This window comes from Ruegeria sp. CDSA021, from assembly GCF_059612325.1.
In genome coordinates this window covers 231,355-246,651 of sequence record NZ_JBXWQJ010000001.1, presented here as the reverse complement: position 1 = coordinate 246,651, position 15,297 = coordinate 231,355, and the positions used below count along the sequence as shown (strand labels likewise).

The window sequence follows — 15,297 nt, the reverse complement described above, 5'->3', positions numbered from 1 at the left end:
TTACCTCCACGTCTTTTTCCGTTTCCAGCGCCGGTTTTCCCGCGCGCCGTCTTCCTGCACCCCAAGATAGAAGTTCTGGATGTCCTCGGACTTCAACAGAACTTCAGCGCTCCCGTCCATGACGATGCGACCAACCTCCATCACATAGCCATGATGGGCGAGATCCAGTGCCGCATGAGCGTTTTGTTCAACCAGCATCATGGTCATCTGCTGTTCTTGGTTGAGACGCTTGAGTATCTCGAAAATCTCTTGCACCAGCATCGGCGACAAGCCCAGCGAGGGTTCATCCAGCAACATGATGCGAGGCCGGGCCATTAGTCCACGCCCGATGGCCAACATTTGCTGCTGACCACCTGACAAGGTGCCAGCCTCTTGCCCACGGCGGTCTTTGAGAACCGGAAAATAGCTGAAAACCAGTTCACGATCCTGCTCGATCTGGTGTTTATCCTTGCGGGAATAAGCACCGAGGCTGAGGTTCTCATCAACGGTCAGAAGTGGAAAGACCTCGCGCCCTTCGGGAATGTGAACGATACCGCGCTGAACGACCTTATGCGGCTCGGCCCCCTGAATGTCATCGCCATCAAAGGTGATTTGACCCTTCTCCGGGTCCATCACGCCCGAGACGGTTTTCATCAGCGTCGTCTTTCCCGCGCCATTGGCCCCAAGGATCGAGACGATCTGCCCCTCGTGCACGTCCAGGGACACGCCGCGAATGGCCATGATGGGGCCATAAAAGCTTTCGACATTGCGGATTCTCAGGATCGGCGCACTCATGAGGCTTTCCCAAGATAAGCTTCGATCACGGCCGGGTGGGATTGTACTTGGGCCGGAGAGCCGAGCGCCAGTTTAGCGCCGTCGGCCATGGCCAAAACGCGATCTGACACGCCCGAGACCAGGCCCATGTCGTGTTCCACCATCAAAACGGTGATACCCATCTGACGCCGGATGTCATCGATCCACCACCGCATATCACTTGTTTCTTCGACTGAAAGACCCGAGGCCGGTTCGTCCAGCAGCAGCAATTTGGGATCGGTTGCCAAGGCGCGCGCGACCTCGACCACTTTTCGCACACCGTAGGGCAACCCCGCGATCATCTTGTCACGATAGGCCTGAAGATCGAGAAAATCGATGATCTCTTCAACCTTCTCGCGGTTCTCTATTTCCTGCTGTCGGGCGGATGGAAGAAACAACAATTCGGACAGCAGGTTTGTTTTTCGGTGCTGGTGTCGCCCGACCAGAAGGTTTTGCAGAACGGTTGCGTGCTCAAACAGTTCGATATTCTGGAACGTCCGCGCCACGCCGTAAGCTGCGACGCCCGAGGGTTTGACACGTAGCAGATCATGGCCATCAAACCGGATCGACCCGGCATAGGGGTCGTAAAATCGCGAGATCAGGTTGAACACTGTCGATTTTCCGGCGCCGTTGGGGCCCACAATGGCAAAGACCTCGCCTTCCAGAACCTCGAATGACAGGTCATCAACCGCAGTGAGGCCGCCAAATTTCAGGGTCACGTTTTCAAATTCCAGCAGGCTCATCTCAGGCGCTCCGTCCTCAGATAAGATTTTTGCCGTTTAAACATATCCTTTCGGTAGAAGGGGAACAGCTCGAACCAGGTTCGGATTTTAAGCCAGCGGCCATAAAGGCCCATGGGTTCGAACAGGATGAAGGCGATCAGGATCATTCCGAAGATGCCGAATTCCAGCCCCGGAATGGCGACGGTATTGCCGCCGAACAGGGCACCGGCGTATTCCTTCGAAATTGACAGAAATTGCGGCAAAAACCCGATCACGATCGCGCCCAGAAATGCCCCATGGATCGACCCCAGCCCGCCGATCACGATCATCATCAGCAACTGGATTGAGATTAGGACGCTGAAGGTTTCGTTGTTGAAGGCCCCGGCAAACAGCCCCATCAACGCCCCGGCCCAGCCTGTCACAGCGCATGACAAGGCGAATGAGATCATCTTGGTCCGCGCGATATCAATGCCCATCGCCTGCGCGGAAACCTCTGAGTCACGCACAGCGATAAAGCTGCGCCCCAGCGGCGCACGTAGCAGGTTGATATAGCCCAGTGTGACCAGAACAGTGACGATCAGCACCAGCCAGAAGAACTGATCCGGTGTACCCCAGCGGTCTACCAGATGGCCAAAGATCTCGACCCCTCCGACATACTTGCCAGCGACGCCTCCGGTTATTGGTTCGGACAGAACGATGATGTCGTCCATCAGGATCGACAGGGCCATTGTGAAGATGGCCAGATAGATGCCGTGCAGCCGCAGGGCAGGGATCGCCACCGTCACGCCCGCGATGCCGGTTAGAATCCCGGCCAGCGGGAAGGCGATCAGAAAAGGAACCCCTGCTTCGATCAGTGCAATATTGGCATAACAGCCAAAGGCCAGAAAAGCGGCGTGCCCCAGGCTGACTTGCCCGGTATGTCCGGTCAGGATCATCAGGCCCAGCCCGGCAATGGCCCAGATCAGAACGTTTGTCAGCTCACCCAGATAGAACGCGTCCAACCACCAGGGGGCAGCGGCGACAACGGCCAGCAGGATCAGATACAGGCTAAGTTGATACCTGTCCTTCCAAGGCCGAATATCCTGCATGTAATTGGTTTTGAAAACAATCCGCATGGCTCAGACCTTTTTGATCCGAACCTGACTGAACAGCCCGTTGGGCCGGAAAATCAGTACGGCAAGAAGAAGAGCATAGGGCGCAACCTGACTGTAGCCCGCAGCAATATAACGGCTGGAAAAGGGTTCGATCACACCCACGATCAGCCCTCCTGCCAATGCACCGGGCAGGCTGCCAAAGCCTCCAATGACCGCCGCTGCAAAGGCCTTGATGCCCAGCAAACCAGTCGTCGGGTCCACCGCACCCTTGGCGGCAAAGAGGATACCGGCGATCCCGGCAACAACCCCGGCCAGTGCCCAGATAAAGCCCTGAACGCGTTTGACCGGAATGCCCATATAATACGCCGCCAATTGGTTTTGCGACGCACCCTGCATCGCAAGACCCAGTTTGGTGCGGCTGAAGAAGACATAGAGCGCCCCGGTCAGAAGGATCGTGACGACAATCACCGCAACATCTTCCATCCCCAGTACCAGACCGCCAAAGCGGGCTTCTTTGCCTGCAAGCGGGTTTTGCAGCGTTTGCGGCTCATGCCCCCAGATAAGGCCTGCCACAAAGCGGATCACGAACCCCAAAGCGATGGTCAGGATGACGACGGCGGTTTGGCTTTCACCGAACAGTCGCCGGATGATCAGTCGATCCAGCAGATAGCCCAGAGCGCCCATAATCCCCAGTGAGATCGGCAAGGCCAGCCAGAAGGGCAGGCCCATATATTGGGTATTCGTAAGGCCGATGGTCACAAAGGCCCCCAACATCATGAAATCGCCCTGCGCGAAATTCACCGCCTCGGTTGCCTTGTAGATCAGAACAAAGCCAAGTGCGATCAGGCCATAGACGCAGCCATTCGCCAGCCCGCTGATCAGCAGCTGTGCGTTATCCAAACTGTCCTCCCTCCAACGAACAACCGATGCCGTCAGCCTCACGCAGGTTCTCGGGTTGCGTGGGGTTCTTCTACTATGGCGTGATTATCACCTTTCCGTCACTCTTTTTCAGCGCGTCGGCCAAATTCGGCACCAGATTCCTGAGCGTAAGGTGTTCAGAAACATCTGTTTTCCAGCGCCCGTCCGCAAAACGTGCCTGCACTTCGGTCACCACCCGCATCTGATCTGCAGGCGGTGTCGACATCATCCATTGCGTCAGCCAAAAGCCTTCGATCCGCTTGCCCATAAAGATCAACTGGCCGGTCTGGGTCAGAGTCGGCGCTTCGGTTGAGAGCCTGCCGTAAGTGATCCAACGTGCACGGTTCGGCATGGCGCAGAACAGCTTTTCCGAAAGCTGGTCTGTCACGGCGTCAAGGAAGACGCGTGGTTTCAGAGATGCGCTAAGTTCCGCGAACTGTGCGACCACATCCGAGTCTGTCGTTACCAATACTTCGGATGCACCCAGGTCTTTGAGCATGTCTATCGTCTCGGCGCGCCGCACCAACGCAATGGGTTTCAGCCCCAGATCGCGCCCCAGGCTGCACATGAGTTTTCCAAGCTGGCTGGTTGCGGCAGACACAACAAACGCATCGCCGTCGGCCTTGGCCATGTCCACCATCGCCATCGCGGTCAGGGGGTTTACGATCTGTGCGGCCCCGTCATCGTCTGAGATATCCGGCCTCAGGGGAATGCACATCTGCATCTGCGTGACGACATACTCCGCCCACGCCCCCGATCCGGCGGCGACAAACGCGACGCGCTGACCTTGCAGGGCTTCGGCACCTTTGCCGGTGGCCACGACGTCACCGCATCCTTCAAACCCGGCAGGGGATCCTTTTACACGCGGCTGACCATACTCTCCCTTGATGAAATGCAGGTCCGACGGATTGACCGACGCTGTTCTCAATTTGATCAGAACCTGACCAGGGCCTGGTTGTGGCACAGGGATTTCTGCGGGTTCCAGCCATTCGGCTGCATCTGAGATGACCGGCCCGCTGGATGTGCCGGAATATCCGTCATGTTTTATAAGTGTGGCAAACATGGTCTGCGGCAAATCTGTCATGTGGTCATCCTCGATCAAACAGGGTCACACGTGCCTTATTGAAACAAGTGCCCTAAAGAGGTGTGGCGCGAGCTGTGCATTGGAATGAGCCAATCAAATGCGGCTTGGGGCGTCAATTCAATGCCGAAATAACGTGGGGGTACCCAAGATGCGCCCATGGTATGGGGCCAACCCAAAAGGTCAGCCCCAGGTATTTTATTGTTGAGTCAAAAGGTTGGTTAGTTCCTGAATCTTCTGAGCGATGGTTTCGGGTGACTCTTTGATGTCGTTCACGATCTTGATCGCTTGCTCTTTCAGATCGGCAGCCAGTGTGCTTTCTTCCAGCGAAGTCATGATGCCGTCATAGTCGAAATTGGTTACGTCCAGCTTGCCTTCCTGAATCCAGGAATTCAGCAGTTCTTGTCCCTGACCGGCCAGCGCAGCAACCTGATCGCCCGCTTGTTGCGCAGTTTCAGATGCCTGATCGGCAACGGAAGAGGCTGCCTCGGATGCCTGCTCGGTCAAAGATGAAGCCGCTTCCGCGGCTTGCTCGGTTGCGGCGTCAACTGCGTCGGATGCGGCGTCCTGTGCCGCAGTGGCCGCATCGGACAATGCGTCACCAGCGTCCTCTGCCGCCGATTGCAAACGTTCTGCCGGAGTTGGCTCAGGTTGGTTCAGGTAATAATATCCGCCAACGCCGATTGCGGCGAGGACTATGATCAAAACAAGAGTACGCGACATGTGAATCTCCTTTGGAATTTGTGTCGCCGGGATGATGCAAAACTAACGCAGAGACAAAGGGGAATTCTTGTGAATTCTCAGCAGAATAGAGTTTTGGGCCAGGCCGCGCTGATCGGCATACTGCATGTGGCAAGATCACGCTGCTTTGGCTAAGCCGTGGCGGAAATGCTCAGTGATCCGTCTGTGAAGGGTTGCCTTGCTCGAATTGTTGCTAACGTTAAGAGGTTAAGGTGGTGGGCATTCGTCAATTGCACGTACACATCGCTAAGTATGCGATCATTTAGTCTGGTTGCTGCGTCCATCCCGCAGCTTTCATCGCATCAATCAAAGACTCCACAGGTTCAGCTGTTGAAAATGCACGCCTTTTGATTGTCTCCAGCGGGAAATTAGGCCAAGTCTGATTGAACATGCCGGCCAGTCTTTGGGCCTCTTTCCGTTCCCCATTCTTCCAATGTGCGGCCATGAGATAGGCGGCTGAGATTGGGCCAAAGGGGCCGCCCCGTGCAATAGTGGTTTCAAAGGTTATAATGGCAGCCGCATATTCGCCACTGTGAAACTGGGCCGAGCCAAGCGCGTTATCGAAAACTAGACCGCCACCCGATTTGGCCAATTGTTTGTAGTGGTCGGATTGTTCAAGAAGCTGATCAAAGCGGGATGTGTACAACAAGATCAACGCATCAAATTCCGCAATATGAGGGTCCTGAGGCGCCATTTGCACAGCCCGACCCGAAAGCGTCAGCGCGCGGTCATAGTTCCCGGACCCGAACTCGAACCAGGCCCGAGCAGACATGGCCCAAGGGTCGTCCGGCGCAAACTCTATGGCGCGGGCGCTGTTCTTCTCTGCCTGTTGCAACAGAATCTCTATGTCAGGGCGTTCAGGTTGAAGAAGCGCCAGCATTGTTTCAACCTGGGCTGCTCCCGCATAGCCGCAAAAATAGTCCGGGTCGCGTGCAACTGCGGTTTCGAAAATCTGCAACGCAGGACGCAAGCGTGACAGGGTGACAACCGGAAAAATCAATTCGCGGCCCGCGTTGCACAGGTTCATGGCCTCTATGCGCGCAGGAGCGACATCGTAGATGATCGGTCTATCCTTGCTTAGTCTGGTCGAAGAGGAGCCATACCAGACATAGAACCCTGCAATCGAGGCGATAAGGAACGCGGAAAGCGTCAGCAAGAAAGCAGCGAACAGAGGCCTGCGTGCACCGCGACGTGCATTTGTGCGAAGGGTGAATTCCGGCGCATAGCCGCCAACCGGCAGAGATATGATGACCGGATCCAAGGTTCCGTTTCTTTCATAATACGCGTCGAGTTTACGACGTACGCGACCCGCGTCCACCCGAACAACACCTTCGCGCTTGGACAATTCGTTTACGTCATAGCCGTACACATCCATTGCGATCGTCTTTGCGCGGATATTCTCGGCTCGTCCTGAAAGCGCCTCTTTGACCACGTAAGTCAGAAAGGACTGCATACGGCTGGATCCTCGGAATTCGTCTGACTGCAACACATGTTTCAGCGCGGTTTCGATCTCGGCTGTTGAGGCCGACCGCTTATCTGTCTGCTGTGTTTCGCTGTCCGCGCCCATCAAGAACTATCCTTTTTCCACAAAGATTTGGTTCCACTCTGCTACGGTAGCATGCGCCGTATTACGTACAAGACACATTGCTTCCCGTGCATATTTGGCCAGCAAGCTTATGGGTTTTGCCGATTATGATCGACGATGATTTCTTTGATACTCAGTTTCCCAAAGCAGTGCCGCTGCTGAAGAAAATGCGCGCCCAAGACAAAGAGTTTGACCAGATCTGCACAGACTACCACGAGCTTTTTGCGGAGCTGTCAAAGCAACCACAAGCCAAGGAAGTACCACAATCTCGATACATCGCGGATCTGGCCGAAAGCCTGTCGGATCTGCGCAGCACGATAGAAAAGCGGTTGGCCGCGCAAGGTGTCGAGTTGGCCGATAGATCTTACAACATTGGAGAATCCTGACATGTTGCTTAATCGTATCCTGCCCGCATTTTTTCTTTGCGCTAACCCGGTTCTGGCGCAGGACAATCCGATCATTCACGATGGAGAGTTTCAGTTCCTGCGCGCACAATTCGGAGAGGAATGGGATGCGCAGGACGCGGACATCGACGCCAGATTGGCTGAGATACGCGCATCGAATGGAGGGAACCCCCCTAACTTTCTGTACATCCTGGTCGACGATGTCAGTTTTGGCCAAATGGGGGACCGCAGGCTAAACTACGTCACGGGGATTGATACGCCGAACATCAACCAGGTCGCAGCCGAGGGGCTGTCGTTGATGCGCATGTATACCGAACCCTCTTGTACCCCGACCCGAACCGCGATGCTGACCGGACGCCATCCGGTGCGTGCCGGAGTGGAAGAGGTCAAGGTTGCCCTCGTGGGTGAGGGCCTGCCGGCCAGCGAGGTGACGCTTCCGGAAATCTTGAAACAGGTCGGCTATTCAACAGCCCATGTAGGCAAGTGGCATCAGGGCGATATCGAAGAGGCTTACCCGCACAATCAGGGCTTCGACTGGGCCGCATTCCCGCTGCATCAGCAGGTGCAGTTAAGCCTCATGATCCCCGAGGCGATGCGATCCAACACTATGCTAGGCTATGTGTCCGAAGGACAAAGCAACCAGTTCCAGTTGGACGAAAGGTTCAAGCCCTATGGTCTGGTCACAGGTGTTGAAGCTGTCGCCGGAGGGATGGCGCGTGAAGTGGATATGGCTGCGGGCGAAACCTGGACGCAAGCCAAATACGAAGAGATGAATGAACGCTACCAGCGTCAGGCGCTGGAGCAAATCGAACGCGTTGCGGCGGAAGACGCCCCATTTTTCCTGCAATACTGGCCCTTGTACCCGCTGAATTTTGTCTACCCTGAACAAGCGATTTCACGAAATGGCGGTTTCCACGCGGACAAACTGCAATTGCTGGATGGTTGGATCGGGGATGTTCTGGCCAAATTGGAGGAAACCGGCAAAGCCGACAACACCATCGTCATGGTGATGGCAGACAATGGTCTGATGTATCATTACGAGGGAACGTCCGGACTCAATCAGCTGATCTATCGCGGCGGAAAAACCCAGCACCTGGAAGGAGGTGTGCGCACCGATGCCTTCATCCGCTGGCCTGGTGTGATCGAAGCCAACAGCGCGGCCGGTGATATTTTTCACGTCTCAGATATTTTCACCACAATGGCACGGATTGCCGGGGCAACGGACCATATCCCACGTGACCGGGTGATTGACGGGATCGATCAGACAGCTTTGCTTTTGAATGGCGAGGGCCATGGCCGGCGGGATTACGTCTATGTCTACGAAGGACCGGTGTTGCGGTCGGTCGTCAAACAGGAGTTCAAGATGCACCTGCCGGCGCCAGGTCAGCCCGGTGCTGCCGCCCCGACCTATAACATCTATCGGGACCCGCGCGAGGAACACCCGCTGGTTGGATACTCGCTATGGGCCGGTGCATCGTTTCAGGACATGATCAAACGTCATCAGAAAATGATCGCAAAATACCCGCATTCCGAGATCGCAAAAGGTGAACCCTATAAAGGCATCGAAAATCTGCGCCCGGAAACGGAGCTGACCCGGGATGTCTTCATGAGTTGGCAGTGACTAAGGATAAAAACTCTCGATAATATATACTAATGTGTCAATATGAGGGGCGGGACATGTATTGTGAAACGCGCTTTGGAACAGTTTTGGGGGGATTGCGATGAAAGGTCTTAGGGTATTGGTTCTGGCGACTGGCAGTTTGGCTTCGGCAGCATATGCTCAACAAGACCCCATTCAACATGATGCAGAGTTCTACATTCTGAAAGCCCAGCATGGCGAGCAATGGGCTCAGGACGACGCTGCAGTGGATGAGGCCCTGGCGGCGTTTCGTGACGCCAACAACGGAAAACCGCCTAATATCGTTAGCGTTCTGATCGATGATCTTGGCTTTGGTGACATGGGTATTCCGGAACTGAATGCCGTTCGCGGATATGAAACACCGAACATCAACGACTTTTCCGACGAGGCGATGCGCATGGTTCGAATGTATACCGAACCGTCCTGCACACCGACGCGCGTGGCCCAAATGACCGGACGCCTACCTGTACGCATGGGCATGGGGGACACAACTGTCGACATCGCGGGTTTCGGGCTTCCTGCGGACGAGGTGACGCTGGCGGAGATTCTGAAGCAAGCGGGTTACGCCACAAGCCATGTGGGCAAGTGGCATATGGGCGATATTTCCGAAAGCTGGGCCATGAACCAGGGGTTCGATTATGCCCAAATGGCTGTGCACCAGCAGGGGCAACTGACGATCTTTAACGACGACGCGATCAAGGAACAGGTTTCGGTGGGAATCCGGGATTTTGATGACAAGTACACGTTGGACGATTGGTTCCGCCCCGATGCCTCGGCCATGATGACCGTTATTGAGGGCGAGGCAGGCGGCCCGATCCGCGAAATCCGGATGGAAGCCGGAGAGCGTTGGAACGCGGCCAAGTACGATGAAATGAACGAGGCTTTTCAGGTCAAAACATTGGAGGAACTGGATCGGCTCAGCAGCGGTGCGGAGCCGTTCTTTTTGCAATACTGGCCGATGATCCCGCTGGACAACACGCGCGCCGGGCGCAGCGGTCCTGAAAGTGCCAATGGCGGGCTATACGTGGACAAGATGCAGTTGCTGGACGAGTGGCTGGGCGATTTGTTCGATAAAATGGAAGCGTTAGGGCTAGCTGAGAACACGATCGTTGTCGTCATGGGAGACAACGGGCATTTTACCAAATATGCACCGCAGTCCGGGTTTACTCCGATGATATTTGCGGGTGGCAAGGGGGATACGACAGAAGGGGGCGTGCGCGTGGATGCGTTCATACGCTGGCCGGGGGTAATTGAAGCAGATGGATTGCTGAACAGCATCATCCATGTCTCGGATCTTTATACCACTTTGTCGCGGTTTGCAGGAGCGGATCAATACATCCCCCGTGATCGTCTTGTTGACGGTGTGGATCAGTCCGCAGCACTGTTGTTTTCAGATGAAACAAAGGCACGGCGCGACCATGTCATCATCTACTCGGTCGCAAAACCCGAGGCCATTGTCAAAGATCAGCTAAAGCTCAAACTTCCCGGACCGGGTGAGAGCGCAATTCTCGCGAAGTTCTTCGATCTGTTTCGCGATACGCGCGAGGAGTATTCGGTTTCGACCGAGGTCGGAGCGTGGGGCGGTCAGGAATTCGTTCGCATATTGGGGCGCCACAATGCGCGTAAAGAGAAGTTTCCAGATACGCCTCCGGCTTTTGGAATGCCCTATGAAGGGATCGAGAACATTCGCCCGGAAACACAACAGGCGGTCGAAGCGTTTGGTGTGAAACGCCAGTCTCCACTGGAATAGCGCGGCGGTCATCGCCACCGCGTTGTTAAGAACTGAACGTATGGACTTTGGGATGGACACATGTTGGGAACGATAGTTTTTGCACTTGGCCTGATCGTCTCACTTGGGATTGGCTTTGTCTATTTCCGAGACCTCGGGGACGTCTCTCAGATGGTGCTGAAGGTGAAGCGCGAGAACATGGTGCGCTTTATTCGCAATGAATACCGTCTGATCGCAGTCGGGCTGTGCGGGTTTGCCCTGGCGACACTTGCACACTTTGCGCTTGGCGGTACTCCTTTCTGGCTTTGGCTGACAAGCGCCGTGCTGGTGGCGTTTCTTTATGGGTTTCCCTACGTCTGGGTCCACCTCGGGCTGCGCAATCAGTTGAATGACGCACAATACGTTTCCATCGAAGAGGCGCGGAAATTTGTGGGCCCGACTGCTCCGGTCATTGTCATTGACAATAACGGTCATGCCCGGGCGCATCCGGACGCTCAGATCATGCGGCCCCACCTGGCCGGCGATGCGCAGGGCTTGGACGGAGAAGACGTTGTCATGACCTATTGCGCCATGGCCAATCTGGGGCAGGGTTATGTGCCTCGGATCGAAGGCCAGCGCCTGAATCTGGAGGTTCTGGCACAGCATGGCAACAATCTGATCCTGCGGGATAATGAAACCGGTGAGCCCATACAGCACATCTATGGGTTTCGCGAAGCGGACCGTGATCCAAACCCGGATGGCCCGGCTTGCCCTCTTCGCCCTGAGGCGCAGATGAAACCTTGGCCAACCTATCGGATGACGTTCCGAGGATTTCAAAAAGCCTTCCCGAATGGCGAGGTGTATCTGAACCGGCCGTCCTCGAACCCGATTTTGCGGTTGTTGGACATGGTGACGGAAATCACCTTTGGGTGGGGCATCAGTCGACAGCATCAGGAAGACGCACCGGTGATGGACAACATGGACCGTACCGACGACCGGCTGCCGAACAAGACCTATGTTTGGGGCATCAGCATCGGGCAAGATGCCACGTGCTGGACCGATGACTTTGTCGTCGACAACGATTGGATCGTGAATGCCCAGGTCGGCGGGCGCGATGTAGTTGTAAGTCTTGATCCCAAGTTTGAAAGCTTGGGCGTTTGGTACAATGACAGCGGTCAGCCTGTGTCCCAATGCGATTTCTGGGGCAAGTCTGATCAGGGTCAGTTGCAACGGGTTGAAACCTTGCGAGCCGGAGTGTTTTGGCACGTCTGGTCCGAGTTTTTCCCAAAAACCGATATCAATCGTATCAAAGACAATGCGGCACAATCAAAGGAAACAGCTGCCTGAGAAATTGCGTTTCGCTGAACCCTCGCAAAATCCGCGAGATCAGCGATAAGGGGCAATGAATGATAAACCGACGGAAAAAGATTAATAGATTTCAAAGGGGGATGTGTGATGGCCACAGCTTTAAAAATAGGGACGACTTTTGGGTTTGCTCTGGCGGCGGGCATTGGGTCAACGGTATCCGCGCAGCAGTCCGATTGGTCATATGAGGCTACGGTCTATCTGTTTATGCCTGAAACGGACTTGTCGCTGGCCACGCCGAATGGAACAATCGACGGGACACTCAGTTTTTCGGACGCGCTGGATAATCTGGATTTTGCGTTCATGGCTGCGTTTGCTGCTTCTGATGGGCGATGGCTGTTCTTGGCCGATTACAATTACACCAACTTGTCATTCAGCAATGGCACACCGGGTCCGGCCATCTCCAGCGTTGATACCTCGGCCGAGATAAAGTTCTTCAGCGGCTATGTCGGCTATCGTGTTTATGACGCACCGACAGTAAGCGTTGATCTTGCAGGTGGTTTCAGATGGTTCAGCACCAGTACTCAATTTACCCTACAACCCGGAATCGCGCCCGGACGCAGCGCAACGGCCGATGACAACTGGACCGATCCAGTGATCGGGGCACGGGCAAGGGTTCGCTTTTCAGATAAATGGTCGGGGTCAGGGTTTGTGGATTATGGCGGCTTCCGAAGCGGAAGTGAGACCTGGCAGATCCTGTTGACCGCCGACTACGCGATTAATGATCGATGGCTGCTGCGGGGTGGGTACCGCTATATCTCTTTCGATCATGTGATCAATGGGAATGATTTCAAGTTCGATCAGTCCGGTCCTCTTTTGGGCGCAACTTATCGGTTTTGACGTTCCGATCCCGCAAATGGCAGACCCGTTGAACGAGAACGGTTCAAGCGGCTGAGGCCGATTTACAGTTCTGGAAACCTGACCAAACCGTGATCGTGCCTTTGGGGCCTGTTTTTCACGTCTGCAACTATCGATGGATCGTGGCGGAGAGACAGGGATTCGAACCCTGGGTGGGCTTGCACCCACAACGGTTTTCGAGACCGTTTTCTACATCAAAACAAAGGTCTTTATATCAGTAAAACAATGGCTTTGCGGCTGCAAGATAGGCAGGCTTGGCACGGAAAGCGGGTAGGGGTGTCATAGGAAAGCGTCATAGTGATTTCGGATGAGTGAACTTCTTCGGCGGTTACTGAAAGCGCATTGAGGTTCCGAAGGGCGGGAAGCTGTCTTTTGCCGCGACGGCAAAGCAGATGTTTTGAAATGGTGCCAAAGACCTTTGGCTTGTGTGCTTCTTCGCTATTAAATGCGATAGAAGCGTTTTGATGTGCCATGGAACACGTATTCGTGGCTTGAAATCGGGATAAGTTCCTGATGCCGGGAAACAACCTCTTTGTAAGTTGAAGTGAGGTTATCGACCGGGAAATTCGATCCGAACATGCAGCGATCGGCGCCAAACTGGGATAAGCAGTTTGAAACGATAGGCGCGACGCTTTCAGCGCTCCAGTTGTGATCGAACATTCCGAGGCCGGAGAGTTTGCAATAAACCTGCGGCAGGCTCGACAATGCTGTCAATTCATCTGCCCACCTTCGCAAACCTTGTGGTGTCCGGTCGTGTGGCGAACCAGCGTGGCACAGGGCTATTCGGGTTTCCGGAGATTGCGCAAGAACATCTGCGGCTTGCTCCATTAGTTCAGGCAGCAGCTGAAGGTCAAAGGAAAGGCCGCGAGCGCCCAGTTGCTTCAAACCAGCCAAGAATTTTGGGTCTTTTAGAAGTGAATTCGTGCCGGTTGAGGCATCTTCGCCCGGAGCCCGGCCAACAATCTGACGCACACCACGCACCGAGGGCAGCGTTTGAAGACGATCGAGTTGTTCGTCCAGATCATTAGATGTCAGATCGCAGAATGCCACTTGCACCAACGGCCAGTCAGGGAACTGGTCCGCAACGGATTGCACCCATTGAGCTTCGGCCCAGGGGTCTGCCGCACCGACCTGAATGTGTACCGAAGCGCCAAAGCCCATGGCTTCGGCATCTGCACGAAATTCCGGCAGTAAATAGTCCCGCTGGATAGAAGACGGGTCGCCAAAAAAACGAACGATGCCTTTCTCCATGAGCCAAGGGTAATTCACTACCGAAAGGTCCCACAGATGGTGGTGTGCATCTATCTTCATGGGTTTTCGATCCCTGTGGTGCGTGCCAGAATATCAACGCCTTGACCCTGCCAGAAGTGGAGCAGGTCGATGAAGATCCAGTTTTCGGCCAGTTTGTCACCAGCGCGGCGATAGATATCAATCACCCTAAACTCGCCGGGTTTACCCGTGGCTGGCATCCCCATGAACCCGCCTGAAGGGGTAGCGGTGAAGTTGGGCCAACCAAAAAAGCCGCCATAATGCCCTTCGGCCAGGCGGCAAAAATGTTTGGTTTTTGATCGGTCTTTGAAAGCCGCACGGAAAGGGCCCGAGTGCTGCTTGGCATAGCGTTCTATCGTATAGGTCGCGCCAATCCCCTCGGGGCCCCACCAAATCATGTCCTTGTGCCAGGTTCGGGCCAATTCATCCTCAAGCGACACACCACTGTCCCATTGGCCGAGATCCGAGATCATCGCATTGATGACCGCCAGTGTCTTCTCGCCTTCTTCAACGGGTTGTTCGTTGAACAGCAGGCCGTCACGGGGCCGTGGTCCAGGTTGCACCAAATGCGCCGCTGTTTGTGGAGGAAACGGGTTCTGTCCGGCTTGCACCATTAGGTGCGGAATGTCGAAGTACATTGCTGTTTCGACGATCCTGTCACCGACGATTTTGTGGAATGCGCAATATCGCAGGAATGCCAATTTACTGGTTGGGCGAATGCCCAACCACGGTCGGTCGAACAGGCCCATCAAATGCCCCATGGACACGACCCAGACGTCAGCTTCGTCACTCAGTGAGTTTTGTCCCGCAAACATGATGTCCACACGGTTTTGCATGTGGGTAAGGCTGCTTTTCAGCGGCTGCCAGAATTGCTGGGCAACCTGTTCGGCGCCGCGGATTTCGTCGAACGGATGAAAGCCGCGCCACTTCAGGTCCGGAGCACAGAATCGGCTCATGACGGTCGGGGATTCGTGCTCTGAAGCGGACTCCAGGGCAGTATGAAACGCGGAGACCAGCTTTTTTTCTGTCTGAAAGTTCACGGTGGTTACCATTGTAATCAGGGTTTTATGAGAGGCGCGAGGCCGGTGCGAGTCGGATATCAGTAGCACTTTTGCATACGT

The 15,297-nt window shown here is 55.0% G+C and carries 14 protein-coding genes; 5 read left to right on the top strand and 9 right to left on the bottom strand.

Going from position 1 to position 15,297, the window contains the following annotated elements; genetic code table 11:
- The 7 genes from AC2FLD_RS01220 to AC2FLD_RS01190 form a co-directional block, all read right to left on the bottom strand.
- The gene (locus tag AC2FLD_RS01220; protein ID WP_496669866.1) at window positions 1-774 is read right to left on the bottom strand and encodes an ABC transporter ATP-binding protein; all 774 of its coding nucleotides are present in this window, start codon (window positions 772-774) and stop codon (window positions 1-3) included.
- A complete protein-coding gene (locus AC2FLD_RS01215; protein ID WP_496669867.1) occupies window positions 771-1,535 on the bottom strand; it encodes an ABC transporter ATP-binding protein in 765 nt (254 codons plus the stop codon). Before AC2FLD_RS01215 ends, AC2FLD_RS01220 begins: the two co-directional genes overlap by 4 nt.
- On the bottom strand, window positions 1,532-2,629 hold the full coding sequence (locus tag AC2FLD_RS01210; protein WP_496669868.1) for a branched-chain amino acid ABC transporter permease: 1,098 nt from the start codon (window positions 2,627-2,629) through the stop codon (window positions 1,532-1,534). Before AC2FLD_RS01210 ends, AC2FLD_RS01215 begins: the two co-directional genes overlap by 4 nt.
- Before the next feature lie 3 nt (window positions 2,630-2,632).
- A complete protein-coding gene (locus AC2FLD_RS01205; RefSeq protein WP_496669869.1) occupies window positions 2,633-3,508 on the bottom strand; it encodes a branched-chain amino acid ABC transporter permease in 876 nt (291 codons plus the stop codon).
- A gap of 73 nt (window positions 3,509-3,581) precedes the next feature.
- Window positions 3,582-4,610 carry an alcohol dehydrogenase catalytic domain-containing protein gene (locus tag AC2FLD_RS01200; RefSeq protein WP_496669870.1) on the bottom strand — a complete coding sequence of 343 codons (1,029 nt, stop codon included), beginning with the start codon at window positions 4,608-4,610 and terminating at the stop codon, window positions 3,582-3,584.
- A gap of 195 nt (window positions 4,611-4,805) precedes the next feature.
- Complete coding sequence (locus tag AC2FLD_RS01195; protein WP_496669871.1) at window positions 4,806-5,330, bottom strand: hypothetical protein; 525 nt, start codon at window positions 5,328-5,330, stop codon at window positions 4,806-4,808.
- 280 nt (window positions 5,331-5,610) lie between these two features.
- Window positions 5,611-6,915 (bottom strand): tetratricopeptide repeat protein, encoded by a 1,305-nt coding sequence (locus AC2FLD_RS01190; protein WP_496669872.1) that lies wholly within the window; start codon window positions 6,913-6,915, stop codon window positions 5,611-5,613.
- 125 nt (window positions 6,916-7,040) lie between these two features.
- On the opposite strand from AC2FLD_RS01190, the gene AC2FLD_RS01185 reads away from it, so the two are divergent.
- The 5 genes from AC2FLD_RS01185 (at window position 7,041) to AC2FLD_RS01165 (ending at window position 12,889) form a co-directional block, all read left to right on the top strand.
- On the top strand, window positions 7,041-7,319 hold the full coding sequence (locus AC2FLD_RS01185) for a hypothetical protein (protein WP_496669873.1): 279 nt from the start codon (window positions 7,041-7,043) through the stop codon (window positions 7,317-7,319).
- Between the two features lies 1 nt (window position 7,320).
- Window positions 7,321-8,958, top strand: coding sequence for a sulfatase-like hydrolase/transferase (locus AC2FLD_RS01180; protein WP_496669874.1), 1,638 nt, complete (start codon window positions 7,321-7,323; stop codon window positions 8,956-8,958).
- A gap of 100 nt (window positions 8,959-9,058) precedes the next feature.
- On the top strand, window positions 9,059-10,726 hold the full coding sequence (locus AC2FLD_RS01175) for a sulfatase-like hydrolase/transferase (protein WP_496669875.1): 1,668 nt from the start codon (window positions 9,059-9,061) through the stop codon (window positions 10,724-10,726).
- 60 nt (window positions 10,727-10,786) lie between these two features.
- Window positions 10,787-12,031 (top strand): DUF3179 domain-containing (seleno)protein, encoded by a 1,245-nt coding sequence (locus tag AC2FLD_RS01170; RefSeq protein WP_496669876.1) that lies wholly within the window; start codon window positions 10,787-10,789, stop codon window positions 12,029-12,031.
- A gap of 108 nt (window positions 12,032-12,139) precedes the next feature.
- On the top strand, window positions 12,140-12,889 hold the full coding sequence (locus AC2FLD_RS01165; RefSeq protein ID WP_050602432.1) for an outer membrane protein: 750 nt from the start codon (window positions 12,140-12,142) through the stop codon (window positions 12,887-12,889).
- A gap of 459 nt (window positions 12,890-13,348) precedes the next feature.
- Here the strand turns inward: AC2FLD_RS01165 and AC2FLD_RS01160 are convergent, their stop codons facing one another.
- Window positions 13,349-14,218 (bottom strand): amidohydrolase family protein, encoded by an 870-nt coding sequence (locus AC2FLD_RS01160; protein WP_496669877.1) that lies wholly within the window; start codon window positions 14,216-14,218, stop codon window positions 13,349-13,351.
- Complete coding sequence (locus tag AC2FLD_RS01155; RefSeq protein WP_496669878.1) at window positions 14,215-15,132, bottom strand: nuclear transport factor 2 family protein; 918 nt, start codon at window positions 15,130-15,132, stop codon at window positions 14,215-14,217. The genes AC2FLD_RS01160 and AC2FLD_RS01155 overlap by 4 nt, the downstream gene beginning before the upstream one ends.
- Window positions 15,133-15,297 lie beyond the last annotated feature (165 nt).